Source organism: Vibrio sp. 14G-20 (assembly GCF_026241515.1).
Taxonomy (GTDB): Bacteria; Pseudomonadota; Gammaproteobacteria; order Enterobacterales; family Vibrionaceae; genus Vibrio.
Genome location: NZ_JAPHPW010000030.1, coordinates 1 through 25,431, shown reverse-complemented (window position 1 = coordinate 25,431; position 25,431 = coordinate 1). Strand labels below are relative to the sequence as shown.

General features: G+C 43.7%; 25 protein-coding genes. 8 read left to right on the top strand and 17 right to left on the bottom strand.

All coding sequences use genetic code 11. From position 1 onward, the window contains the following. Positions 1–59: 59 nt before the first annotated feature. The 4 genes from OQJ75_RS20050 to OQJ75_RS20035 form a co-directional block, all read right to left on the bottom strand. Positions 60–824 (bottom strand): ABC transporter ATP-binding protein, encoded by a 765-nt coding sequence (locus tag OQJ75_RS20050; RefSeq protein WP_016794500.1) that lies wholly within the window; start codon positions 822–824, stop codon positions 60–62. A 12-nt stretch (positions 825–836) separates the two neighbouring features. Continuing rightward, a complete protein-coding gene (locus OQJ75_RS20045; RefSeq protein WP_265974634.1) occupies positions 837–1,787 on the bottom strand; it encodes an iron chelate uptake ABC transporter family permease subunit in 951 nt (316 codons plus the stop codon). Further along, entirely contained in the window at positions 1,780–2,733 is a 954-nt protein-coding gene (locus tag OQJ75_RS20040) for an ABC transporter permease (RefSeq protein WP_016768309.1), read from the bottom strand. The genes OQJ75_RS20045 and OQJ75_RS20040 overlap by 8 nt, the downstream gene beginning before the upstream one ends. Positions 2,734–2,831: 98 nt before the next feature. Next, on the bottom strand, positions 2,832–3,764 hold the full coding sequence (locus OQJ75_RS20035; protein WP_265974633.1) for a siderophore ABC transporter substrate-binding protein: 933 nt from the start codon (positions 3,762–3,764) through the stop codon (positions 2,832–2,834). Positions 3,765–4,692: 928 nt separating this feature from the next. Here OQJ75_RS20035 and OQJ75_RS20030 point away from each other — a divergent pair. Continuing rightward, complete coding sequence (locus OQJ75_RS20030) at positions 4,693–4,902, top strand: hypothetical protein (RefSeq protein ID WP_248400187.1); 210 nt, start codon at positions 4,693–4,695, stop codon at positions 4,900–4,902. A 231-nt stretch (positions 4,903–5,133) separates the two neighbouring features. On the opposite strand, the gene OQJ75_RS20025 is transcribed toward OQJ75_RS20030, so the two are convergent. Then, complete coding sequence (locus OQJ75_RS20025) at positions 5,134–5,727, bottom strand: hypothetical protein (RefSeq protein ID WP_265974632.1); 594 nt, start codon at positions 5,725–5,727, stop codon at positions 5,134–5,136. A gap of 267 nt (positions 5,728–5,994) precedes the next feature. Here OQJ75_RS20025 and OQJ75_RS20020 point away from each other — a divergent pair, with 267 nt between their 5' ends. Continuing rightward, on the top strand, positions 5,995–6,156 hold the full coding sequence (locus OQJ75_RS20020) for a hypothetical protein (protein WP_176679490.1): 162 nt from the start codon (positions 5,995–5,997) through the stop codon (positions 6,154–6,156). A gap of 234 nt (positions 6,157–6,390) precedes the next feature. Continuing rightward, positions 6,391–6,930 (top strand): DUF3332 domain-containing protein, encoded by a 540-nt coding sequence (locus OQJ75_RS20015; protein ID WP_176679489.1) that lies wholly within the window; start codon positions 6,391–6,393, stop codon positions 6,928–6,930. Between the two features lie 129 nt (positions 6,931–7,059). On the opposite strand, the gene OQJ75_RS20010 is transcribed toward OQJ75_RS20015, so the two are convergent. The 4 genes from OQJ75_RS20010 to OQJ75_RS19995 are packed head-to-tail and all read right to left on the bottom strand — an operon-like array spanning position 7,060 to position 10,972. After that, on the bottom strand, positions 7,060–7,716 hold the full coding sequence (locus OQJ75_RS20010; protein WP_017629922.1) for a potassium channel family protein: 657 nt from the start codon (positions 7,714–7,716) through the stop codon (positions 7,060–7,062). Then, positions 7,717–8,817, bottom strand: a complete 1,101-nt coding sequence (locus OQJ75_RS20005) for an AI-2E family transporter (protein ID WP_265974631.1) — start codon at positions 8,815–8,817, stop codon at positions 7,717–7,719. It abuts the gene before it with no gap. Positions 8,818–8,841: 24 nt separating this feature from the next. Continuing rightward, entirely contained in the window at positions 8,842–9,861 is a 1,020-nt protein-coding gene (locus tag OQJ75_RS20000) for a DUF2955 domain-containing protein (RefSeq protein ID WP_026084145.1), read from the bottom strand. Next, a complete protein-coding gene (locus OQJ75_RS19995; protein ID WP_017629920.1) occupies positions 9,851–10,972 on the bottom strand; it encodes an HlyD family secretion protein in 1,122 nt (373 codons plus the stop codon). The genes OQJ75_RS20000 and OQJ75_RS19995 overlap by 11 nt, the downstream gene beginning before the upstream one ends. A 158-nt stretch (positions 10,973–11,130) precedes the next feature. Here OQJ75_RS19995 and OQJ75_RS19990 point away from each other — a divergent pair, with 158 nt between their 5' ends. Continuing rightward, positions 11,131–12,126 carry a helix-turn-helix domain-containing protein gene (locus tag OQJ75_RS19990; RefSeq protein WP_265974630.1) on the top strand — a complete coding sequence of 332 codons (996 nt, stop codon included), beginning with the start codon at positions 11,131–11,133 and terminating at the stop codon, positions 12,124–12,126. 28 nt (positions 12,127–12,154) lie between these two features. Here OQJ75_RS19990 and OQJ75_RS19985 read toward each other — a convergent pair whose 3' ends face one another. Then, positions 12,155–13,216, bottom strand: a complete 1,062-nt coding sequence (locus OQJ75_RS19985) for a sensor domain-containing diguanylate cyclase (protein WP_265974629.1) — start codon at positions 13,214–13,216, stop codon at positions 12,155–12,157. Positions 13,217–13,334: 118 nt separating this feature from the next. Further along, entirely contained in the window at positions 13,335–14,339 is a 1,005-nt protein-coding gene (locus OQJ75_RS19980) for a Solitary outer membrane autotransporter beta-barrel domain (RefSeq protein ID WP_265974628.1), read from the bottom strand. 343 nt (positions 14,340–14,682) lie between these two features. Between OQJ75_RS19980 and OQJ75_RS19975 the strand changes: the two genes are divergently transcribed. Beyond that, a complete protein-coding gene (locus OQJ75_RS19975) occupies positions 14,683–15,150 on the top strand; it encodes a hypothetical protein (RefSeq protein ID WP_239718873.1) in 468 nt (155 codons plus the stop codon). A gap of 108 nt (positions 15,151–15,258) precedes the next feature. Here the strand turns inward: OQJ75_RS19975 and OQJ75_RS19970 are convergent, their stop codons facing one another. The 5 genes from OQJ75_RS19970 to OQJ75_RS19950 all read right to left on the bottom strand — a co-directional run bounded on the left by OQJ75_RS19970 (position 15,259) and on the right by OQJ75_RS19950 (position 20,591). After that, positions 15,259–16,506 (bottom strand): carbohydrate porin, encoded by a 1,248-nt coding sequence (locus OQJ75_RS19970; RefSeq protein WP_416340682.1) that lies wholly within the window; start codon positions 16,504–16,506, stop codon positions 15,259–15,261. Between the two features lie 125 nt (positions 16,507–16,631). After that, positions 16,632–17,297 (bottom strand): DUF3299 domain-containing protein, encoded by a 666-nt coding sequence (locus tag OQJ75_RS19965; RefSeq protein WP_265974627.1) that lies wholly within the window; start codon positions 17,295–17,297, stop codon positions 16,632–16,634. Positions 17,298–17,383: 86 nt separating this feature from the next. After that, positions 17,384–18,760 (bottom strand): amidohydrolase family protein, encoded by a 1,377-nt coding sequence (locus tag OQJ75_RS19960; protein ID WP_265974626.1) that lies wholly within the window; start codon positions 18,758–18,760, stop codon positions 17,384–17,386. Positions 18,761–18,993: 233 nt separating this feature from the next. Next, the gene (locus OQJ75_RS19955; protein ID WP_323054487.1) at positions 18,994–19,983 is read right to left on the bottom strand and encodes a helix-turn-helix transcriptional regulator; all 990 of its coding nucleotides are present in this window, start codon (positions 19,981–19,983) and stop codon (positions 18,994–18,996) included. A gap of 179 nt (positions 19,984–20,162) precedes the next feature. Further along, entirely contained in the window at positions 20,163–20,591 is a 429-nt protein-coding gene (locus tag OQJ75_RS19950; protein WP_265974624.1) for a PACE efflux transporter, read from the bottom strand. A gap of 139 nt (positions 20,592–20,730) precedes the next feature. Between OQJ75_RS19950 and OQJ75_RS19945 the strand changes: the two genes are divergently transcribed. Together OQJ75_RS19945 and OQJ75_RS19940 are read left to right on the top strand one after the other, a co-directional pair. Next, a complete protein-coding gene (locus OQJ75_RS19945) occupies positions 20,731–21,633 on the top strand; it encodes a LysR family transcriptional regulator (protein WP_265974623.1) in 903 nt (300 codons plus the stop codon). Between the two features lie 382 nt (positions 21,634–22,015). Next, positions 22,016–22,360: a hypothetical protein gene (locus OQJ75_RS19940; RefSeq protein WP_008216337.1), complete on the top strand. Its 345-nt coding sequence runs from the start codon at positions 22,016–22,018 to the stop codon at positions 22,358–22,360. A gap of 100 nt (positions 22,361–22,460) precedes the next feature. Here OQJ75_RS19940 and thiE read toward each other — a convergent pair whose 3' ends face one another. Further along, positions 22,461–23,078 carry a thiamine phosphate synthase gene (gene thiE, locus OQJ75_RS19935; RefSeq protein ID WP_265974622.1) on the bottom strand — a complete coding sequence of 206 codons (618 nt, stop codon included), beginning with the start codon at positions 23,076–23,078 and terminating at the stop codon, positions 22,461–22,463. Between the two features lie 260 nt (positions 23,079–23,338). Here thiE and OQJ75_RS19930 point away from each other — a divergent pair, with 260 nt between their 5' ends. Further along, the gene (locus OQJ75_RS19930; protein ID WP_265974621.1) at positions 23,339–25,282 is read left to right on the top strand and encodes a methyl-accepting chemotaxis protein; all 1,944 of its coding nucleotides are present in this window, start codon (positions 23,339–23,341) and stop codon (positions 25,280–25,282) included. Positions 25,283–25,431: the final 149 nt, after the last annotated feature.

Below are 25,431 nucleotides of genomic sequence, written 5' to 3'. Positions count from 1 at the left end.
AACAAAAAGAGCTCCTCATGCGGGAGCTCTTTCTTTTCTGTAGCTAAATACTAATAAGTCTAACGACCTGAGTAATACATACAGATTCGAACGCCATCGAACTCGCGAATCTCAAATGGGATCTCGTAGATCGATTCCATCACTGATTTTTCAACCACTTCCGAAACCTTACCCGACTTAACCACTTGACCTTTTTTCATCGCGACGATGTTATCTGAGTAACAAGAAGCAAAGTTGATGTCGTGGATTACAATAACGACCGCTTTATTAAACTCATGCGCTAAACGACGCAGCGTCTGCATGATCTCTACAGAGTGTTTAATATCTAGGTTGTTCAGAGGTTCATCTAAGAACACATAGTCTGTATCTTGCGCCACAACCATGGCGATGAACGCCATTTGACGCTGACCGCCACTCAACTCATCAAGGTATTTGTTTTGAATATCAGTAATACCAAGGTGCTCTAGTGCAGTATCAACGATCTTATGATCTTCGTCTTTTAAGCGACCTTGTGAATGGGGGAAGCGACCAAAACACACCAATTCGCGAATCGTAAATCGCATATTGATGTTGTTCGACTGTCTCAATACCGCAAGGTGCTTAGCCAGCTCTTTGGTATCCCATTCAGCCAGTAGCTTGTCGCCAATAATGACTTCACCAGCATCACTGTCTGTTAAGCGACTTGCCATTGAAAGCAGTGTACTTTTACCCGCACCATTTGGGCCAATAATAGAAGTCACTTCCCCTTTCGGGAACATAGCGCTGGCATCATCCACCACGAGTGATTTGCCATACTTCTTACTTAAACCTGTTAATTTAATCACTACTTACTACCTTTACTGAATTCTGGTGCGTAACAACAAGAACATAAAATACAAACCGCCGACCAAGTTAATGATCACACTCACTGTGGTTTCAAATGACATCACTTTTTCGATGAACCATTGGCCAGAAACGAGCAACACCACTGCCAATAAGCTGCTAGCGATGATAAGAGTACGGTGCTGATAAGAGCTGAATATCTGACGAGCCAAACTCACGGTGATCAAGCCGAAGAAAAGCACCGGGCCAACCAAGGCTGTAGATACTGCCACCATCACTGACACAATCACCAAGGTAATCTGGGTCAGTCGCTTAGTGTTCACGCCTAAGCTTGTCGCGTTGTCGACACCAAGCCAAAGCACATCAAGCTTAGGCGCCAACACCCATAATCCCAATAAGCTCAAACCTAACGGAACAAGGCTGAGGTAGACCAGTTCACCTTTCACGTTATTGAAGCTTGCGAACATCACATTCTGCAGCACCGCAAACTCGTTAGGATCAATCAACATCGCCAAGAAGTTAGACAAACTCGAGAATACGCTGCCACACACGATACCAATCAGCAGAAGTGTGAATACGTTGTTTCGCTTGCTCTTAAAGTAGAAGTGAAACAGAGCGAAAGAGAACAAGATCATCACAGTCACAGACATCGAAAAGTTTGCGATGGAATCAATTACCCAGAAGCTCGTACTGCCAAATACAAACAGAAGCACCGTTTGAACCAGCATGTATAAGCTATCAAAGCCCAAGATGGATGGGGTTAAAATTCGATTATTAGTGATGGTTTGGAAAACCAATGACGACGCAGAGATAGCCACCGCAGCTAACACAATCGACAATAGTTTTGGTAGTCGCAAAGACAGGAAGAACTCGTAGTTATCCCACGTAAGCCCCTGCCCCACAAAAACCGCGGTCATACCCAAAGACGCGATAGCCAGAATCGCAATTTTTACTGAATCACGCATTCGACTTGTCTCTCATGATTAGGTAGATAAAAATCAAACCACCAAAGATGCTGATTACCATTGAGATTGGAATCTCATAAGGGAAGATAACGATTCGCGCTAACAAGTCACAAGCTAACACCAAGATCACGCCCCAGTAGGCTGTCCAAGGCAGAATCTTCTTCATGTTATCGCCCATCATCAGCGACACGATATTCGGCACGATAAGGCCAAGGAATGGAATAACACCAACAATCATCACCACAGAAGAAGCACAGATAGCGACAAGAGCCACGCCAATGAAAACGATCTTCTGGTAATTCAAGCCGATGTTTTTCGCGAAGCTCTCACCGATGCTCGCCGCACTGAACTGGCTCGCAAAATAGTAAGCCAGCACACAAGCAGGCACTGCGAGATAAAGGATTTCATAGCTGCCCTGCAACACGCTCGCAAAGTTCGCCATCGTCCATGCAGACATGGTTTGTACTAAGTCGTACTTATAAGCAATGAAGGTTGTTAAAGACGAGACAACGTTGCCGTACATTATGCCAATCAAAGGCACCAAAACCGCATTTTTGAACTTTAGATGTTGTAAGAAACGCACCAACAACATGGTCCCGAAAACGGCAAACGCGAAAATAAAGCCTAAGTAGCTCCATTGTGCTGCGTTACCTAGAACTAGAATACCGACGATGTAACCCAGCATGGCACAGTCAATGGTCCCCATAGTCGAAGGTGCGGCAAACTTGTTCTGTACGATCTGCTGCATGATCAAGCCTGCGACACTCAAACCAGCGCCAGCAAGCACAATCGCGAACAACCTAGGAATCCGACTAACAATATAAATAGAGTTGGCGTGTTGGTTGCCATTGAAAAAGTCACTAAAACTGATTTCAGCGACTCCAATCATCAATGACGCAATGCATAACACAACAAGAAATACAGCAGCTGCAATGGGTTTCAACATAGAAATAATACTAAAGGTAGGTCTCGGGTAGCCCGTATGAAAAGTGAAAAGGGCTTATAAGAACACTCTTATAAGCCCAAAAATCTGATGATGAGTAACTATTGAATAGTACGTTCAACATCACCAAGCATTCTGTGAATCGCAGTGACACCACCGCCTGCCAGATACCAAGCACTTGAATCAAGGTAAACGATGTTACCTTGTTGCGCTGCAGGTGTTGCCGCAACTAATGGGTTATCAAACAGTTGTTGTGCGCGTCCTTCAGATCGGCCAATCGCTTTTTCGCGGTCAAGAACGTAAAGCACTTCAGGTTTCGCATCAGCAATGTATTCAAAAGAGATTAGATTGCCGTGTGTTCCTTTGATCGGAGCCACTGTTGCACTCTTTGACTCAACGAAGCCAAAATCATCAAAGATGATTGAGAAACGGCTGCCTTTGTTGAACATAGCAATGTTGTTGCCGTTGTTCATTAGCATCATGGCTGAAGTTTCGTTAGACGCCACTTTGTCGTTTATCGCAGTGATCGAAGTTTGAGTCTCTTTAATGATCGCTTCGACCTCAGCTTGCTTACCAAAAATGTCGCCTAGCGCGCGCCAGTTTTGTTGAGCGTCAGCCCAGTACTTATCACCTTCGATAGAGAACATGACCGTAGGAGCGATCTGTGTTAGTTGGTCGTAAACCTTAAGCATGCGGTTTTCCGCAATGATGATGTCTGGTTTCAACATGTAGATAGCTTCAAAATCAGGTTCGCTTAATGAGCCTGTATTTGCTGTCGTTTCTTTGTATAAAGCGAGGTAATCAGGCAGCAAGCTATGAGGCGCGCCAACTGGTTGCACACCAATTTGATCTAGCACGTCTAAGCTACCATGGCCAAGAACCACCACTCGCTGTGGTACTTCAGTAAACTGCGCTGTGCCTTTTACATGCTCAATGGTGACCGTTTCCGCTTGTGCGGTCATCATGAATGATGATGCTAGAACGATGGCAAGCCCGCTAAATAACTGGCGAACTGAATTGATTGTTTTCTTCATGTTTCTTCCTTTGCCATTGATACAAACCACTACTCATGACAATGAAAGTCACATCACTCATAGACGAGCATGGGGCGTACACAACTGCTAAATAACGATAATTTAAAGTCTGTCATTGATTTGACAACAAACTTGTAACGCAAGTGAGAATTATTATCAATTATATTTGCACTAAATTGGCGACACAACAACTTTATTATTCAGAAATGTAAAAGTGAGTATTCATGTTTTGCGTAGTCAAGAAAAGTATTAGGAATCAGAAATAGAAAAAGACACGAAAAGGAAAATAATTATCAATCTGGAGAGGACATTTGATGGCAAAAAGTGACCTAAAGACCTGCAATCACGGCACTTGACCCAAAGTTACGATTTGTAATTTACAATGTAAAGATGATATATAACAGCCACTTAATCATTAGTAAATTTACTGCTTTAATTTAAACCACTAATGATAATGAATACGAACAGACGCAAAGCCAAGTCTAGTCACATATCAAGGCAAGTCCCCCTGCTCTTCGCTCATTTACCCTTCAGTAAGCGATGACAAATCACTCAAAAATATTTTTAAATCTAATTGAAAATAGGGTTGTAATTTTAAAAACTAGGCGTATAGTTCGCCACCTGGCTCTAATCTATAGAGCTGTTAATGCTAAAGTAAGTCCAAGTTCCACATAGACAGTTCTCGATTCCCTCGTTACACCATCTCTGCGTCAGCTTTCACCCAGATAGTCATTCAATAGCTTTTAAATTCGATCCTACTACCGATCTATCGTCATTTGCTCTTTTATCAGCGAAGTCAGAATAGATCGATCACTTAAATACAAATTTAATAAACACAAGGCACAGTTATGTCACGTAGAACAACACGACAAACCCATTGGTACCAACTATCACGCGAAAAAACAGTCAATAAACTAAAAGGTAATAAATGCTCAAGATTAAAATAGACTTACACAAAGAAGAGATTTCATGGGTCACCGAGATTCGACAACTCAATAGCGATATACTCCACCGCCACATATTGCCCAAGCTACAACATCATAGTTATCTCATCGACTTTGAATTTAATGAACGAGAAAGCATCGGAACTATCGTTTCAGGCAACGGAAACACCCTAGGACATTTCACAGTCCTATAGCATTTCCCAAAGGCGACAAAAAGAAACATCGCCTAGCTCCAAAGATATAAAAGATGTCACCCTCAATTCGCTCTAGCAGAACAAAATAGAGTAGAAGTAAAACAGATCAGAAACCTAGCCCTTTTTGCATTTCACACGCGGCTAACGCTAGCTAGGTTATCGTGCTTCTATTGAAACCAACTTATATCAAACTCTGAATCACCATTGAGTCATTATCAGTGCATTCATGGACTAAAAAGTTAACGGCATAGACCTTAACTTCTGATCCAAAGTATATAAGTGTTCTGCAGCTTGCATGTGTTGAGGGTAATCACTGAACTTCTCACGATTTTCCTCATTCATCTTACATGTCTCATCCACCAGCATTAACTTCCAATACAGCTTTGTTGTATGCAGCATCGCCAGTAAAGGTTTGAACACCTCTTTCTCATAAGCTTGAATCAACTCTTCAATCAACTCGTCACGTTCGTCTTCGCTTGCGATTGAACCTTCGGTTACCGACAACACTTTTTGATACTTCAGGTTTTGTTGCAGCTTATCCATGACCGTTTGGTTTTCTTCCGCTAACTCAACAAGCTTCGACTTAATGATGTTTACCCAATTCGCTTGGCTCAGTACTGCCTCATCAACACTCTGAAAATCTTCACGGATTTGACGCTCAACGTCTTTCTGAGCTTTCTTTAAAACAGCGCGCACCTTTTGAAAAGGCAGCTGAAATTCCTTACTTAGCTCGATAATCAGTTTATGAAAACCACCATTGGGTAGGTGTAAGTTTTCTTTAAACGTCGCCATTGCGGCTTCTTGCTGTTCTGTAAGGTTGCTCATTCTCTTTCCTAATTCTTTATAACTCGCGGTGCTGAACCCGAGATCATACCATTATTAACCACAGTTTTTCGGTTACTTCAGGCGCTAACCCTAGGTAGACGCTTAAATTCACTCAGCACATTCTCATTCGGCTAATTTTTAGACCACATGGCATTAAATGGTAAGTTCCGAACGGCGAATATTCGTACATTACGCACTAAGGGTATACAGCCAGACAGGAGTCTTTACTTATATATGCAAAATAACAGCGAGAAGTGAGAGATCATCATGACCTATTCAGAATACAAAGAATCCGATTTACATAAGTGCGTGAGCATTGCTGGTGAAGCAACGGTCTCTATTGCCAAGTTTGTCTTTAAAGCCACCACCCTTTTGTTCCGATTTTTCCGTTGGCTTGCGGTGAAGACTTATAACTATGTCATGAAGTAACCGCTGTTATTATCACGACTCTTCCTTTCAAAACATTAAGCGCGCCCTTTTAGGTCGCGCTTTTTTTATGTCCGTATTTCCCGTAGTTAAGTTTCCCATAACCAAAATCTGATACTTGAAATGCGTGACCATTTTATATCGCCAATGGCGTTAAATGGTAAAACTGACCATCGAATAAAAACCATACTACACCTGTTCCAACGAAACAGACTTCTAACTTATACAGGTACTAAAATGAAAAAGATTGCACTTAAAATTGTAGGACTAACGGTTTTGGCTTCTGCGCTAACTGGTTGTATCGGCAGTAACGCCGTAACAGGGAAAGTGATGAAATTTAACGTTGAAGTTGTCGATAACCGCTATGCTCGTGCAGGTGTAAACTTCTTATTAGCGCCTGTGTACGGTATTACCACAGCAGCCGACTACGTAGTATTCAACTCACTTGAATTCTGGACGGGTAAAAACCCAATCAGCGGCGCACCACACGTGTTCGATACAAAAACAGACACACACTTTAAGGTTAATGATGAACTTGACCCAAGCCTAAAAGAGGCTCCTGTCGGCCCAATCTCAAACAACCGCACTATCGAGACTGGTGAGATGATTAAGATTGATGAAAATACTATCCAAATGGATATCGTCTATACAAGTGGTGAAACCGCAACGCTGACTGGTATCAAAGAAGGTCAGAACGTAACTTACTACATGGACGGTCAGTTAGTGTCTCAAACGACTATCGCTGAGCTAGAGAAGATACAAGGCTCTGAGGCTTAAGATTCAAAGATCGTACTGAAACTTAAGATTCGTAGCTCATAGCGAGCTCAATTCAAAGCTACGTTCGACTTTGAACAGTTTAAATCAGAAGAAGCCCGGCGATTGCCGGGCTTCTTTGTATCTGCTCGATTAGGACTGAGATTGCGCAAGTCGAATACTCACCAAGCTTGCCACCATAATCGCTAAGTAAAAACTGCCAATGATCGACTCCATAAACACAAAGAACTGAGCAATAGGCAAAGCAGGTGAAATGTCACCATAGCCCACCGTAGTCAAAGTGATGAAGCTGAAATACATCGCATTGAACAGATTAGTTAGCCAAATTTGTTCTTCTAAGCCATTAAATGCATTCGGAAAGATCTCTAAAATCAACAAGTAGATGGTCGACCAAGCAAACCCCAACAACAGATAAATACAGATAGATCCAATGATGTGATTGGGTGTGACTGTTTTCGCTTGTATCACCTGCCTTAACGCCGAATAGATATGTGAAAACAGAAAGATGGCCAACGCAGTTAAAGTAACAATCGATAGGTTGTAGCCTTCTAAGAAAGAAAACACACCCGATACCGACGCTGTAATCAACAACAACCCATACCAAGAGCGATACAGAGAACGCTCTTTATGAATGCCGACAATCGAAACCGCTAAGGTAATAATGATCAAAAATAGAATCGTTTTTTGGCCTTGCGGGTAAAACTGCTGCATCACCGCGCAACCAAAAAACAACACCAACAGTGCATAGAATAAGAAGTAGAAGTTGTCGTCTTTCGAGACTGCCTTCATCTATTTCTCCTCTATCTCTGCTTTGTTTTCTTCGGCTTCTTCTTGGTTTTTATCTTCAAGTCCAAGCCACGCCATCATCAGTTCATAGGTCAAACTCAGAATCACAGCACCAACAAACAAACCGACAATGCCTGACATCGCCATTCCGCCCAGCGCACCCAATAAAATAACCAGCATAGGAATATGAGAGCCGCGGCTTAGCAGTACAGGTTTCAAGATAGCGTCACTGCCACTCACCAAAATACACCACACTAAGAACAAACTTGCCGCCAACGTCGATTCAACACTGAACATGTAGATAATGGCTGGTAACAGAGCAAGAATCGGTGGAAGTTGGATGATTGCAATTAACAATACCGCCAGCGCCCAAAACGCTGCAGCAGGCACGCCCGCAATCACCAAACCAACAGCCGACATCATAGATTGAATCACAGCAACACCGATGACACCTTGTACAACACTACGAACGGTCGATTTAGAAAGCTGTACTAGCTCTTCACCTTTGCCGTCCGTTAAGCGCGCCACCAAGTGAGTCACACCCGTTTGGCATTTATCGGCATTACTCATGAACGCACCAGCAATGATGGTTGAGATGATAAATTGAATGAAACCACCGCCCAATGAACCCAGAATCGACGCTGCTTTGGTCGCGAATATCTTCAGCTCTTCCGCATACTTGATGAACACACTTTCTATATTGGACGAAGCGTGAACCAAGGCCGCATAGACTTTTTCACCAATCAACGGAATGTCTTGCAAAGATTCTTTCGGTTTAGGCAGAGACAAAGTGCCATCTTGTAGCCCTGTCATTAGATCTGATGCACTGGTGTAAATACCAGATGACAGCGCCACCAACGGAATCAGCAGCAACAACACACCAATAAAGCTCAGTAATGCACTGGCTTTGCCTTTCGACATCCCGGTTTTATTTGAAATCGCCACTGCCACCGGGTAAAGCGCAGTCGCAATGATTGCACCCCACACAACCAACAGAATGAATGGGCGTAGAATTGAAAAACACCAATAGACGAGCATGGCAATGGCTGCAATTTTTATTGCGGCATCAATCGCCTGTTTTGAAAAATCATCGGTTAACTTCATGAGACGTCCTTGTTAGGGCAAAAATTAGGGCTGATTTTGTAGAAACTTCCAATTCCTAGTTTCAAGGAAGAGTGAAGCCAAAATCATATAAACTCCAATTAACACTAATTGGAATATACGTATGAATGTGTTGCTGTCGATATCGCCTGAGCTCATCAATGTGCTTCCTACTAGTACCAATAAAGTACTGAATGCAGTGGCGAAAATCGGTGCTTTTTCTGGAACGGTATAGATCTTGGTGGCCATAAGAATGGCGATAAGTCCTATAAATAAAGAATAGAAGACAATATTGGGAACAATAGAAAGGATTGAAAAAGCTGCAATCGCTAGTAAGCCTCCAATACCATTACTGATCACAAGAAATGCGCTCAGCTTTACAGACTTTTCCGACGTGATCATTAACGACAACAAAGCGATAAACATCATGGTTAACAAGGCTTCAGATATCTGAAAGATAAAGAAAAAGCACACCACAGGGTAAGAGATAATCATCGCCCTAAAGGCTGCATACCAACGTTGTTTCTTTTCGAGTGGCGCAGCAGCGAAGCCTGAAAACTCCGATTTAGGTTCAGGAAAGAACACGTGTACTAACGCAAAGATCATCACTGAAACCACACCCGATGTTGCCAAACCAGATGCCAGCAATACCGAAACACCCGGATTATCGATGGCCATGAATGGCAGCATCAACACGGCAATCAGCAGTATGGTGGCGAACAGATTCCACTTAGGGTCAACAAACAAGTAGTAGCCCCACAGCATCATCAGCCCTACTAAAACCAATAGCGGGATTGGATAATGGGTAATACCACGAGACAGCAACAAACCGAGCGCCATGGTGGCAACCACCGCCAACAACAGTTCGTAGACGGTTTCTTTGTGCAGATTAGGTTTATCGATTAAAAACTTAGCGGTGAACACTGGCGCAACGAACGCAAGTGGCCAGTTAATCCACGCCGCCAAAAATACAGCCAACGTAACCCCGACGGTATACCGCAGGATCCGTTGCTGTGTTTGTTGGTCGAGTACGGGCTTATCGGACATAAGACAACACGCTAATAAATCGAATCCAAAGCTTGCCTATCGCATTGAAAACAAAGTTATCGCCGCTATAAACAATCACATCTGCCTGACCGCCTACACGTAACATGCCTTGCATGGTGTCACGCTCAAATTCGATGGTGATTGGTAGCATTTGAGTTTGGCGTAACCAGCCCGTTTGTTGGCTAGCTTGAGCAAGTTTACCCGCTTGATCGTTCTGTCCCCAGTCAACACCCCAATCGATGCTGCTGACACGGCCTTTGACAATTTGACCCGGAGCAAAATCAAGCGCGACTTCCACTTCATCACCCACCGCAACATTACCTAAGCTGTTCTCACGATAATAAGCTTCGATCCAGATGTCTTCTGTTGATACAAACGTCATGATCGCTTGTCCTGCAGAAGCATAGAAGCCTTCAGAAAGGCTAAAGTTAGAAACACCGCCTTGAGTCGGTGCTTTGATAACGGTACGTTCAAGGTTTAGCTGAGCCTGTTCCAGCGCCAATAACGCCGCTTTCACTTGGCTGTTTTCCTCGCCCTCTTTACCCATCTGCTGCTTGGCACGCTCCAGATCCGCTTCAGCGTTAGTCACGCCAGCGCGAGAAGTTGCTAACGCCGCTCTCGCCTCATCAGCATCTGATTTAGACATCACGCCTTTTTCTGCCATTTCCAACACACGTTTCGCTTGAAGCTGAGTGTTTTGTTTCTCAACCAGAGCAGAAGTTAATTTGGCTTGTGCAGAAGCGATGTTGGCGGTTTGAGCTCCAACATTCTGCCCTGCAATCTCAAGATTTTGCTCGGCTTGTTGCACCGCAATTCGGTAATCAGATTCATCAAGAATCGCGAGTGTGTCACCTTGATTAACTAATTGATTCGGCTTAACTAAGATATCAAGCACTTTGCCTGACACTTCAGGCTTAATAGGAACGATGTAACCCTTCACGCGGGCATTATCGGTGATGGGTATAATTCGATCAGCAACAATACTGAACAGCAGCGTGAATGCCACAAACCCAAGCAGGTAGTTGGTTACCTTTCTTACCTTATCCTTGCCATTCTCTGGTTGGCTACTTTCTTCATTGTCGTCTTGCTTGTTCCCTTTAACTTCAGACATGGAACTCCCTTCTAAATAACTAACATCAACAAAATTAATACTTTAAAAATAAACCCGGCGATGGAAAACTCAAGTAAATAGAGTTAGATTTACTAAACAAAGTGTCGTAAATGATATGCACGTCCAATTATGTATCAATGCACAAGGATTGATTGATCATGGCCAACAGCTCTTATCAAGTACCCGTTATACAAACCAGTTACGCCAAGATCTTAGTCCAAATTTTTACTGACTATGGATTAGACCTACACAAGCTGCTCGAAGACTCGGGCCTACCACCTGATCTTATTGAGTCAGAAAGTGACTTTGTGCCGTCGGAATCCATCAAACGATTGATTTATCTGACCTCATCGCAATTGGGCGTTTCCCGATTTACGGATGTACTTGGCCTTGCTTTTAGACGAAGAATCATCCCATACGTCTTGCATCAATTTACTGAGTTCGAAACCATTGGCGACTCGTTAAAACACATCAACACGATCTTCTCTTATGACTCGCCGGGCAGTAGCATCGATTTCGTTGTTGAACACGGCCAAAGCTGGTTTTGTCGAACGTCACCTGATGAGCCTTCGTCGATGTTCCAGTGGGGCGAAGTATTTGCCATCACCTACATCATTGAGCTAATCACGATTCTGTCTCACTCACCTTGGCAACCTACCAAGATACGTTTGCAAGGACATGACACCGACATCGTCAAAACGCTGGTTCCAAGCAATTGCCAACTGTTCATCGACCACAGTTCAACCGCGGTGATGATCCCTGATGAGATCCTACAGCTACCCATTCGCCTGACTGCCAAAGACTTAAGCAACAAGCCCGCGATCATAGAGTGGCACACCAGCTTTACCGACAGTGTTTACGAGTTACTTAAGCCTTATATGAAAGAGCAAGACCTCTCACTTGAAGAGGCCGCGGAGCTGCTTAATTTCTCGGTAAGAACCTTTCAACGTAAGCTTAAAAACGAAAACACCACCTACCGAAAGATCAAAGAGAACCTGATGTTCTCTGTCGCCTGTGAGCTGATGGAAGAAGGTCATACGCTGACTTACATCTCTAGCCAACTGGGTTACACCAACATCTCGCATTTCTCTAGAGCCTTTAAGCGGGTATCTGGACTTACTCCGAAGATTTACCAACGCTCGATATCGGCTTAGGCATCGTTAAGTTCGTTAGCTAAATAGATTACCCAAGCACAATCGGTGCAGGGATGCCTGAACTCGAACTACACACTCGATTTCGACCATTCCCTTTGGCACGATACAGCGCCCTATCCGCACTGCGATAGGTCGCTTCAGCTTGCGCTTGTATTTCAGACACACCGCTGCTCACGGTTAGGTTCAAGGTCGTGCCTTTGGTAATCACTTCTTTCAATCGATACATGGCTTCAAAAGCATCTGCCAAGTTGGTTTCTGGCATTAAGATGGCAAACTCTTCACCACCAACGCGTGCCACGATGTCGGTATCTCGGCTGTTGTTTCTCAATAGTTCTGCAACCTCTTTAAGTGCCGCGTCACCTTGATCATGGCCGTGATTATCGTTAATGGATTTAAAGTGGTCCAAGTCGATCAGCGCAAGACAAGAATGCGTGTAACCGTAACGCTCCGCGAGGTTTGAATAGTGGTTTAGATCTTTATCGAAACGGCGTCGATTCCAGCACCCTGTGAGCGAGTCTGTTTCCACCAGCATTCTTAATCGACGCTCTAAGATCTTACGTCGGCTAATATCGGTAAAAGTGACCACGTATTTTTCATTGTGTGGCAGCAATTCGGTAAGCTTTTCGACAACCACGTTGACCGTGAAGTGTTCACCAAGTCGGCTGACACCACTCAACTCACCTTTCCACCTGTGGTTTTGCTTAAGCGAGGTAGCAATGGTCGAGATCAAGCTGCTGTTGTTCATAAAGCAGAGGTCTGAAATAGGACGTGCTTCGACTTGGTCAAACGCATAACCAGAGACTCTAGAAAACTGCTGATTGACTTGAATTATTCGTAATTGACTGTCGAGGATAATAAAACCGGCAACACCATCAATGATCGCCTCAGACAAGCTGTTCTGGCTTTGAGTCATTTCATGTCGATACAGGCGTGCGGTGATCAGTGTGCTAAGAAGGAACAACGCGCACACAGAAAAAACCATAGCTGCGGTAGAAGCAATGCTCAGCAACCACAAGCTAACCAACGTATTTAGGACAAGTGCAGACACCACGTATAACGGGGCTCTACGGTCAAAATTCAACTTGTTCATAATGTGCTCGGGTGATGGACAGAGCGCTATGATGACTAAGTTTTATAAACAATATTTACCATTTTACGACACATACAAATTCAAATTATATGAGTACTTTGAAGATCAACAACTTATGCTAGTTATTGAGTAAGAAGAGCAAACTGCCACCACTGAGCGAGCTGCCGTAATTGAAGTTGATCCCAACACCAAAGTTATCAAAGAAGTAAGAATCGTAAGGCACATCGAACACTAAACCTGCACCAAATTCATAGTAATAGTGGGTATCGAGTGGGTCAGTGAGATCCCCTGCTACGTCGATTCTTCGCAGGTTATAGTGAATCTGAGGGTTCTTTAACGACCAAGCATCCAGTGCCACATTTTGTCTGAATTCAATCTCATTGATAAAGCGCAAACCTTCAGGGTTACCGATATCGCCATCATTGGCTTCCCCCCAACCCGTTCCATAGAAATAACGCGCTCTTGATGACACATTCCAACTTCCCCACTCTTGTTTCTGTAGGTATTTGAGTTTGACCGACGGCTCGCCAATCAATGCCCACGCTGAAGTGTTCAGCGCGTATCCATCGAGCTGAGATTGAAAGGCTTGAGAGTAGCTGTTTTTATATTCGTATTTATTGCGGTAGTAGAGCAAGTGAGTGCCTAGACCATAAACGATAGACCAATGTTGGTTTAAATGGCTTTGAGCGCCGAAAAAGCCATACAGGCCCAATACTGAGTCTTTATTCGGGTTAACTTGGCGGTCTGATGTGACATCGGATGAAATCTCAATATCTTGCTCAGAGAGCGCATAAGAGCCTCGCACCGACCAAACCAAATCTAGGTCAGGATCATCGGTTTTAATCACGGAAGAATAAGGAATAGAGCCAACACTGACTTGGCTTCGAGTGTCGATGGTTTTATCGGAGCCAAAACCACTGTCGTTTAAATTAATGAACGAGTTAGGGTCAAAGTCCACAAAACCAATAGAGACGGCATCGCTGTCTGTAAGCGCAATAGAAACGGCGAATATCTTTTCCAAGCGATGTTGAATCAACTCATTGGATGCATAGGCCGAGGAAGAAATAAGGCCCGTTAAAAGTAAAGCAATAGAAGGGGGATATAACGATTGGGGTGAAAGCATTAAGTTGACTCCATTCAAACTTATGCTTCAAGTGTAATTGGTAATTTAACTATTTCAATCAGATAGTTAATAGTGTGGTTGATACCCCTCTCAGTTCCGTTTGTAAGAGTGTCGCCAAATCTATTGAGCCCCAAAGCTCTTCTACGTCTTGGATTCTAAAGTGAATAATCATATGCGCCTCTGTCTAAATTGGAGTCTTATCTTGGATCATTCTTAAAACCCTTACTTACCATAATGCGCCAAACTGACTTTAAGAGCTGTTTCGCATATAAAACAATAAGCGTTTGAAAATTATAAGATTAACTCCTAAGTTTTTTATAACCCTTTACTCAGGAAGAAGTAGATGAGCAATATAGAAAAAGTATATGGATTTAATACGCCCCAACGACTCTTTGTCGGATACACGCTTGCGGTACTCGTCGATTTAACCGTTCTTAATTTTTTTGATGAATACTGGGACTTCGTTAATATCGAGTCATTCACCATCTCATTTGCTGCCGCGATTTTACTACAGCTGTTGCTCAAACTCTCTATCGGCTTAGAACATAAGCTCGCGGATTACTTTAAATCGAAACCGGGCACTGCGCCTAAGATCTACAGAGGCCTGTCTAGCTACGTAATTCTGGTCGGTTCAAAGTTCGTGATGCTAGAAGCGATCAACATCCTATTTGGCGACAAAGTCGATTTCACAGGCCCTTGGAACGGTGTGGTCGCCTTCTTTGCCGTGGTGTTTACGATTCTGGTTGCCGAAGTGATTGTTTCTAAGATCTACTTTGCACTGGATGACACGCAGAAAGCCGAAAAAGCCTAAGTGTCAGATTAGAAAAGATTTAATCGAACTAGAAACAAAAAAGTGAGCCACATGGGCTCACTTTTTACGTTTAGCTTTTAAGTCTAAACAAGATAATGCTTAACGGAATTAGATAAACACTCTCGCTCTAATACCGAATACCCAAGCGCTGCTTTCACTAGAAAACGCAGGATCTTTGATGTACTGAATATCAGGCGTTACTTGAAGGAGATCGCCAAACTGCATGTTGTAGTAGATTTCAGCTGTCCATTGTTCAGTGCTGCCACTTATCGCTTTCGCATCAGCTTCAAAAGAATCACCGTTCACTTCAGCCCAGTTCAGCGCGACACCTAGGTTATTGGTTGGTTTTCCTAATCCGAAATAGCCCATACCAACGGAAATTGATTTATCGTAAAGGGCAACATCCCCTTCTGAGAAACCACCGCGAACAAACGGCATCACTTGCGGAGTCATAAACTGACTCCATGAGAAATTAACGCCTGAGCCACCTTCCGCTGCAATGCTATTACTATGGCGAGTATCGTCACCAAAGTCCCAGAAAGTCACGTGGAAATTATCGGTATAGATCTGCTCCTGCGAAGCCGTCCAACCTAACTCCAATGTCGTAAAATAAGAGGCATCGCTACCAAAAGCGGTATCAAAGCCATCAAAAATGTCATCTGACTTACCCTTTGCATCGGCGATACCACCGACGACATAAAAATTCTCGCCCAACATATGACCCGCAGAAAGAGCAAGTACGCCATCATCTGGCAATCCCATGGCGCCTGAACCTGTCGAGAACGCTAAATTCGTAAAGCCAGACCAAGGGCTTGCCAGAGCGTAAACATCGGCGTAGTTCGTCACGTCCTGCCAACCGACAACGATAGTACCTTTACCATCGTTGATTTTTTGCTTCCAATTTAAGTCCGTAACTCGAAAACCTTGGTCACTGAAAGCTGGCCCTAACAAGCCTACATAACCAATTTGGTCTGAACCTATAAAGCCAAACTCTTTTGGAGAAGTATCGCCATAAGCATGCCTATGTTCCACCTTCCATACCAAGCTCCCTGAGTTCTCTGTGCCATTTCCGAGTAGATGCCATGAACCGTATAGTCGTGCGACGCCTGATGATGCATTAACGCTATCGCCACCAACGCCATCTCCAGAAGTAAGGCCTAAAGCAAAGTAATCCGCGCCAAATGTAAAACCATCCGCAGCAAGCTTTTCACGCCAACCCAGTTGCTGATCTTTTTGCTTTGAAATTGTATTTTCAACCGAATCTGGACCTTCGAAGTTTGCACTATATACCGCAGGGCTCATTGAGGTTGCTAGCACCATTACCGCCATACTTACTTTAGATAATCTTGAATTCATCTTGTCACCAATGCTTTTTGAGTGAGTTCTATTTTATTCATTGCTCACATTGAAAATTGTCATTTGATGACACGGAGCTATTTAAATACTTCCTACAATATATTGGAGCCCACTAAATACACTCGTTAAGGCTGATATTGTTCGATACCGTCCGCTTTCATCGCATATACCGACTGCACGTTTGCTACGCCGTCAGAGTAATTCACATTTTCTTTCGACTGATGCCCAGTTAACTCACCTTCAACCCAAACCGGCGTCATTAAGCTCACTAATTCAATGCCTTGCGGGTAATCTATCAGAACCAGTTGATTCGCAGGAGGAGGTGGTGTGTGGATACAGGCTCCAGCGGAAGGCACTAAGAAGAACTTAGTCACCTTGGTGCCATCCATTTCAATCGGAGTGATATAGCCGGGGATTCGATGCTTACTGCCTACAACCTCATTATTTGGTTTAGAACCTAACGCTTCTCGTTGCTTCATAATCTGCTCACGAGCAACAAACAGCGCTTCAACATCGACGCTCTGCTTTTTGAGCCTTTCTGTTACTTCCACTATTTCCTGTTTTGCTTCGTCACTTGCGACAAAACCGTCTTCACTTTGCGCGTCTTTAAAGCGAGCAATTGTCGCCATATCGAACATCTGATTTCGATCAAGCTTTTGAAATGGGTCTTCGATCAACTCCATGCTTGGAACTAACTCGTCCCAGTATGTAACCTTCACTTCGTTAGCTAGTGATGAAAACGACAAACAGCACAATACAAACAGCGAACAAATTGGCTTCAAAATAACCATGAAACTTTACCTCACAAAAACATCGTAAAACTAAGTTAGGCAGAGGAGGAACTCCCCTACCTAACTATTAAACATCAAACCAAAGATTACATTTCGTCGCGGTATACAACGCCATCTTTCATTACCAATTTAATTGTGTCGATTGTCTTGTATTCAGGGTCAGCGTCAAACCACTCGGCAGTCGCACCTAATACCTTCATGTCTTCCAGTGGGTTACCATCTACCAATAGAATATCTGCAATAGCACCCTTTTCGATAACACCTAACTTGCCTTGAGTTGTGCCTCTAGGACCTGACATCGCTAACATTTCACCAGCTGTAGAAGTCATTTGTTTCAGCACTTCGAAGTTGCTACCAAACGCTTGTGTTCTCCAGTAGATTTCGTAACGGCGAGCTCGCTCGGCATCCGAGTCTGCACCTACATAGTCTGATGCAAAAACAACCTTCACGTTATTTTCAAGTAGGCGTTTACCATAGTCACCGTACTGCTCTTGAAGCTGAGCAACCATAGGAAGTTTTTCTGCCGGCATAAGCGGATTCTTTGCTAGATCTGGTGATAGACCCCACATCTGTGGAACAACGTATCCACCCTCTTTTGCAATTCTCTTCATCGTATCGTCGTTAATAAAGAATCCGTGCTCAAAGGTTTTTACGCCACAATCAAGCAGACGATTTACCGAGCGATCATTAAATGTATGCGCAGCAACATAAGTGTTCCAATCTTTTGCTGCCTCAACGATGGCACAAGTTTCATCTACCGAGTATTGGGTTGTATCAATCGGGTCAAATCGAGATGAACCACCACCACCGGCCATGATCTTTATCTGAGTAGCACCATTGCGTAAGTTCAGTCTTGTCGCTTTGAGTACTTCAGGCACGCCATCGGCTACAGCGCCAATGCCCATTCTTTCGAAATTAGAAATATCCCCTACCGAATTAGGCGTGAAACCGGGATCACTTCTATCACGGAAATCACCGTGACCTGATGTTTGAGAGATGAATGCGCCAGACGGATAAATTCGAGGGCCAACAACATTGCCACTCTCAATTTCGCGAGCTAAACCGAAAGCAGGTCCGCCCATATCACGAACGGTTGTAAAACCATCATCTAGGTAGCGCTTAGCCACTTGCGTTGCATGAATGGAGATGTCAGTGAGATCTTTATTGGTTTCGATATCACCAAAATTATAGTTAATCATAACATGGGCATGGCCATCGATTAAGCCAGGCATTAACGTTTTGCCTTCACCATCGATCACTACAGCATCACCAGCCTCGATCGGGCTCGCAGAGATTTGTTTGATAAGATTGTCTTCGACTAATACATGATGGTCTTCGTACAATTTGTTTTCCGTACCATTGAATACATCGACGTTAGTAAATAGCGTTGATGCTGCATTTGCAGAAAGAGCAAATGAACACGAAAGAGCAACAACAGAGAGCTTTAAGCCTGCATTTTTCATTTTTACACCTTGATTCCGTTTGTTAGTGGCGTCCACTTCCCATAACGATTCCGTAACTACTAATGAGTGTCATGAGGTTTCAAAGGTGTTTTTATTGCTTGCGACATTCGCTAAAAAAATAAAAACAACTTATCCACATTCAATAACTTAGTAGTGATATTGCCAGTATTCAAGGTTGATAAATGGCCATTTGGTGACAATAAATAATTCTGCGTGCAGACTCCAGTTTTTGCTTACTGGCTTTCGCTGTGTTCTTTTCGGTACTGCCTTGGCGTCATGTTCATCTGTCGTTTAAATGCACGAGTGAAATGAGAAGAATCAGAATAGCCCATCTTTGCACCCACTTGAGTGATCGATAAATCCGGTTGTTTGAGCAAATCCAAAACCTGTTCCAACACCATCTCTTCTATCAAAGCTTTGTACACCACCCCTTCATTTTCCAAGCGGCGTTGAATGGTTCTGACATGAATATTCAGAATTTCAGATGCCAAGCTAATAGGCAATTTCCCCATGGTTAGGTAAGGCTTGATCACTAGCTTAAAAGCGCTCAGAAATGAGCTAGGTAAAGGGCTGGCGAGTTCGAGTTCTTGGGGTGCTTTGGGTAACACAATCGGCTCAAGCATGATCTCTTCAGGTATTTCAAACGCAGTCACAGGCCTGTGCGTGTAAAACTGAGCACCGCCCATTTGCGGAAGAGATTGAAAGCAATCGAGGTCGCCACTTTGAATACCGATTTCCGATGGTTTCCAACGGCCTTGCGTCAATACGGAAAGCAGCTCGTTGATAAATATAACCGAAAACAGTTCTGCAAATTTGAACCAAGGCGCATTCGTAAAAGGCTTCTCACGAACAAACCACCATTTGCCACCAGACTGCTTGGTATAAAGGTGCGCGCCATTCGAGACTTGCTTTAATTGCTCGGAAAATTGGTCGAGCGTACTTTTTAGCGAATCCTGATTGCTCAGTTTAGCGACGAACCTAGGGACATAGGTTTGTTTGCAGAAGCTCCACATAAACAGTGCAAATTCTTCTCGTGACGCCGACTCCCCCATAATATTGACCACATTTTTAATGGTGGTCTCAGGGAGGTACTCGTAATGGTCGCTACTGGTGAGAATGTCATTGGGAATTTTGGCACTGCGTAGCAAGGTATAGATTTCACCGTCGATATTTTTGAAAAGCTCAGCAAAAAGCTCGACTTCTTTCTTGTCTACAACCGTCATTTGAGGGGTATTAGGCATCCTTTCCTCTTAATCTGTTCTTTCACGAACTCAAGTTATCACCTTATTTAAGATAGCAGAATAAATGACGATTGACCTAGGCTTACTAACCGAAAACCTCCGCCAAAATGACGTATAAACAATCGGTTAGTAGCCAAACTAGCGTTTACTGATTTGGTAGATTACTGGACTGCCAGATCGGCTCTGCGTACCCAGAATGCTCGAACATGGTCGTAAATCAGATTGAATACAAACGCGTAAATGGTAATAAAAATGGTCACGCCGATATCCATCAAGAACGCCTGCCATATACCTACATTAAGTAAGTAAGCCATTACCGGGATAGTTGCTATCAACAGGCCAGCTTCGAACAGCACCACGTGAAAAATGCGTAATTTCAGCGAACGCTTGGATTTTTCACCCGTGAAGTAGCGATCAAAAATGCGATTGAAACAGTAGTTCCACATCATCGCGATGGTAGCGACAACTATCATGGTTCCTGATAAGGCATTCACATCGTGATCGGTAAATATCGCCAAGCCTATAATTGAAAGCGTTACGGCCAAAACTTCGAATAATACTGAGTGGAACACTCTTTCTAACGTACTCATACATTCCTCTAAATAATCTAGTATGTGTTGGATTAGCTAGGATTATGTCATCGGAAATAATAAGAGAAAGTTAACAGCCATCACGAATAGTGATAGCCTAAACATTATCACCCCAATTTGGTTTTGAGCGAGAGATAACATGTACAGTTTTGAGCAACTAAAAGTCTTCGTCACTGTGTGTGAAAGTGGCTCTTTTTCGGCTGCGGCACGCAAGCTGAAACGCGCTCAATCCGGTGTCAGCCAGTCGATCGCTAACCTGGAAATTGCCATCGACCAAGAGTTGTTTAACCGAGAGAAAAACATCCCCGTTTTGACCAACACAGGTAAAGCGTTATTACCTGTCGCCAAGTCGATTCTCGACCAACAAAAGTACTTCGATCAGAAAGTAGAATCGCTGACACAAGAAGATGAGCACGAACTGATCATTGCTGTGGATGAGAGCATCATTGATAAGAACTTCATCAAGATAATCAGCTCGCTAGCCGATCAATTCCCAATTACACACTTCGATATTATTACGACCTCTACCTTCGATGTGGAAGACTTAGTAAGACGCGGAAAAGCACAAATAGGCATCATATATGCCGATGGTGAACTTAAGGTAGATATGAACTTTTTCTTACTTGGCCAAGCACGTTTTCTCACTGTCAGTTCCGCCACACACGAGCTCAGCCAAATGCCTGTGGTGCAAGACTCCGATTTAAAACGTTACCGCCAATGCGTGCATCGTAGCTCAAAGCAACGTGAGCTGTGGTTCACCTATGGAATTAGCTCAATGCTTTGGTATGCGAATAATCATAAAACCATCATCGAATTGGTCGAACAAAATGTTGGCTGGGCAAATGTGCCTGAAATGATGGTGATGGAAGGCATTCAGAAAGGTGACTTGGTTGCTCTGCCAGTGGCACACGAGCATGGCGGCTGGATAACTCCTGTCGGTTGTTTGGTATCACGAAGCCACATCAATGGACCTGTGCTAACCAGTTTGATTGAGAAATTAGAAGGATACTCACTGCAATACAATCAATGGCAAGCAAACTAGCTCAACACTACATTGCAATATCGGTAGTGCGTTTCTCCGTGCTACCGCATTTCTACACGCTTCACCGATAAATATCTTTGTCGTCTGGACAAAACACCCTAGTTGATGTCCCAAAGTGACCTAACTACACTGCGATCCCAACGGGTTTATCTTTTCAAACGAATATAGACAGACCCAAATCGCTCTTTAACACCACTGACCTAACTTCAAATCTCCCACATGAGTGTTTTGTATCGCAGCCACTTATGACAGCTTCAAATAGATCACTTTTTGAATTTAATTCACCCCAGTTTATGAGCGCTCTTTTAGTGCTTTTCTATATCTAAATGAACCTTTTGGAAAATTTGTCGTGAACGTTTTAAGAAATATTTGCCCTGAGAAAATGGGTAAAGAGCGTAACAAACGAGAGTATGATTTACGCGTACTTAATTGTGTCAGTGAAAGCGAATATGAATCGCGCATGGCTGTTTGGAATAGCCTAGCGTTAACTGCTACTCCGTCTGCTTCGGAAACAAAAGGCTTCATCGATGAGTCTTTCAACAAGCTTCAGCAAGACCTGAAAGACGCAAGCCGTGAGTTATCGATTAACTACACCGACTTCATCGCAATGGCGCACGAAGAGATCAACTACATTAGGATTTTCGTTGCTGATAAAACTGCGCAATACGGCTGGTACGCTGCGATCGTTCTTATGATCATCGGCACCGTTGCTTTGTGTATTCAGTAAGTTAAAACACACATTTACTGGCTACTGCATCGAGCGCTTTAATGCGCTCTAACTAGAAAACAAATGACAAGTCTCATTTGTTTTCTAGTCTATTACCCCTTCACTCTCCCATTAGGGACAGCAAATCCTGCGTCGCTTGTTTCGGATCTTCTGCGTGACATATCGCTGATACCAATGCTAAACCATGAATGCCCGTTTCAGTCAGCTGAGGGATGTTCGATTCGTTAATACCGCCAATCCCAACAATCGGTAGTTTGGTCGTTTCTAACGCCATTTGAATGCCTTCGTAACCCCAGTGTTTCTTTAGGTTTGTCTTGGTTGCCGTAGCAAACAGCGCGCTAAGGCCAATGTAATCAATCGGCAAGCTATCGGCTTCTTTTAACTGTTGCTCAGTCTCAATCGATAACCCAAGAATCTTATCCGCGCCAATTAGCTTACGTGCTAACGCGGCAGGCATATCCGATTGCCCCAAGTGCAAACCATCGGCATCAACGGCCAATGCCACATCAACACGATCATTAATGATCAAGGGCACACCCGTTCCAGCTAAAATCGATTTAACGGCTTTTGCGCGCTCAATGAACGCTCTTACGTCCCCATGCTTTTCTCTTACTTGAACCATAGTAACGCCACCAGCAACCGCTTGTTCAACCACGAACTTAAGCGTTTCTAGGTCTTGTTGATCGTCAGTCACCAGATAAAGTTTATAAGGGTTCATCGCGTACCTTTGAAGTCGATTTCTAAAATTGGTTTTCTGCCATTTTACCGACAAATCACATCCTATGCATGGAAGTTAGCACTTAGTTCCTTAAGTTAGGCGGGGAATTCAAATACGCAACTCGTTGAAAGCATATCGAAAAACCTGAACTTTTTAACAAAAGCGTTACTTATTACACAAACTGTTCGCTTTAGCATGCCCAGAATGCTGTTTTATGAAATACTCCCCTATGAAGGAATCAGGTAAATATAGGGATAGTTATGCGCCACCTTTCTATAGCGCTCAAGATCAAGCTGGGTTATACCATCTGCTTGCTCTTTTTCGTCATTTCAGGCCTTGTGAGTTACAAAGGTATTCAAACCTTGTCGAACGGCTTTAGCCAATACAGTGAACTCAGCCACAAGGCGACATTGTCAGGCAACATTCAAGTGCACTTTCTTCAGATGCGTTTAGCTTCTGAACGTTACTTAGAGTCATTGGATGATCAATATAAAGCGAATTATCAATCGAGCAAACTCGCGATTGATGAACTGCTGAACAACTTAATCCAAACCACCACCAATACAGACAGCTTGTCGAGCCTGCAATTAGTGCAAGACAGCGTTGCGGCGTTTGATGCGGCTTATGGTTCAATGAAACAGAGCCAACTGCTCATTGACCAGTTAGTTAACGTGGAAATGGTCACACGCGAAACTAACGCACTAAAGGCCGCGCAGAGCTTGTTGTATGAGTCTTACAACAACAACGATCCAAACGCGAGCTTGTACGCTGGCATGTTGATGGAGAACTTCCTCGCCGCCAAGATCACTGTGCTGAGTTACTCAAACAACAACGACCTCAAAACCTATGAAGCCGGTAAAGACATTTTTGAATATGCTCTGCCAGGTATCGAGGGTGATATTGAATCTCTTAAATCATCTCCTTATCAAAGTGAACTGATTGAAGACTTCTCAAACCAACGCGAAGCGTACGCGAAAGGTTTTGAGCAAGTTCATCAACAGATGATTGAGAACACTCAAAGAACCGCTACCCTCGCCTCTATTGGTGACAGTTTAGCGATTGCAGTCGCGGATGCTCAAAGCATTCTAGAGCAACAGAAACAAGCATTGACGCCTGAACTGCAAGCCAGTGAAAAACGTTCGATTCAAATCATCTTCTTGCTAACGGGTGTGGCTTTGATCATTGGTATGACAAGCGCCGTTTTGGTTACTCGTTCAATTACTAAAGGGCTTGCACAGGTTAAGCAGATCACCAACGAACTTTCTCAAGGCAATCTGAATGTTGAGGTAAACATAGAGAGCAAAAATGAGATCGGCGAACTGCTGACCAACATGGAGATTACCATTGAATCTCTACGCGATATCGTTGGCGAAGTGAACCGATCTAGTGTGCGTATTGGTGAGATGTCGGAGTCGCTGAATCAAGTGACCAATAACAGCTCGACCAACGCAACACAGTTGAACAATGAGATGATCAATATCTCTTCTGCCGTTGATCAATTGGCTTCCAGCACATCAGAAATTGCTGCAAGTGCTAACCACGCGTCTCAGGTTGCAAACCAAGCAACTGAGAATGTGGCGATGGGTCTGAAAGAAGTAGATAAAACACTGCATGAGATTGGCAGCGCCGATGAAAGCATGCAGGTGAGTAGCCAGAAAGTGACTGACCTACATAAAGAGTCGATGAACATTGGTGCTATTCTTGAAGTGATTAAAGGCGTTTCTGAACAGACTAACCTATTAGCATTGAACGCTGCCATTGAAGCCGCACGAGCGGGTGAACAAGGCCGTGGATTTGCAGTAGTAGCCGATGAAGTGAGAACGCTAGCTAAGCGTACTCAAGATTCTGCTAGCCAAATTGATGAACTCATCACATCGCTACAGCGTGGTGCTAAAGATGCGTTAGAGTCGATCAAAGAGAGCCACAGCACGGTTTCAGATGCTTCAACTCAGGCACAACAAGCCTCTCAGAACCTGCATGTGATTAACCAACACATCCAAGATTTGAATCAGGCCAACAGCCAGATCGCTGTATCGGTTGATGAACAGGATTACTTGACTAAATCGCTGGGTGAAAATGCGCAAGGTGCAAACACCATCGCACAAAGTAACCAAGAGTCTGTAAGCAGTATTTCTGGCGCAGCGAGTGACTTAACCGAGGTTGCTCATCACCTAGAGAGCCAAGTGAACCGATTTAGAACCTAGCTGACTTTAAGTATCTGTTATATCGAGCCTCATTTATTTAAAACAGAGCGAACACGGTTTACGTAATAAGAAAGCCCCCAGCACATAAGTGTTGGGGGCTTAATTATATGGTCCGCCTCACTCTCAAGCCATTAAGCTTAGAGTAGGCT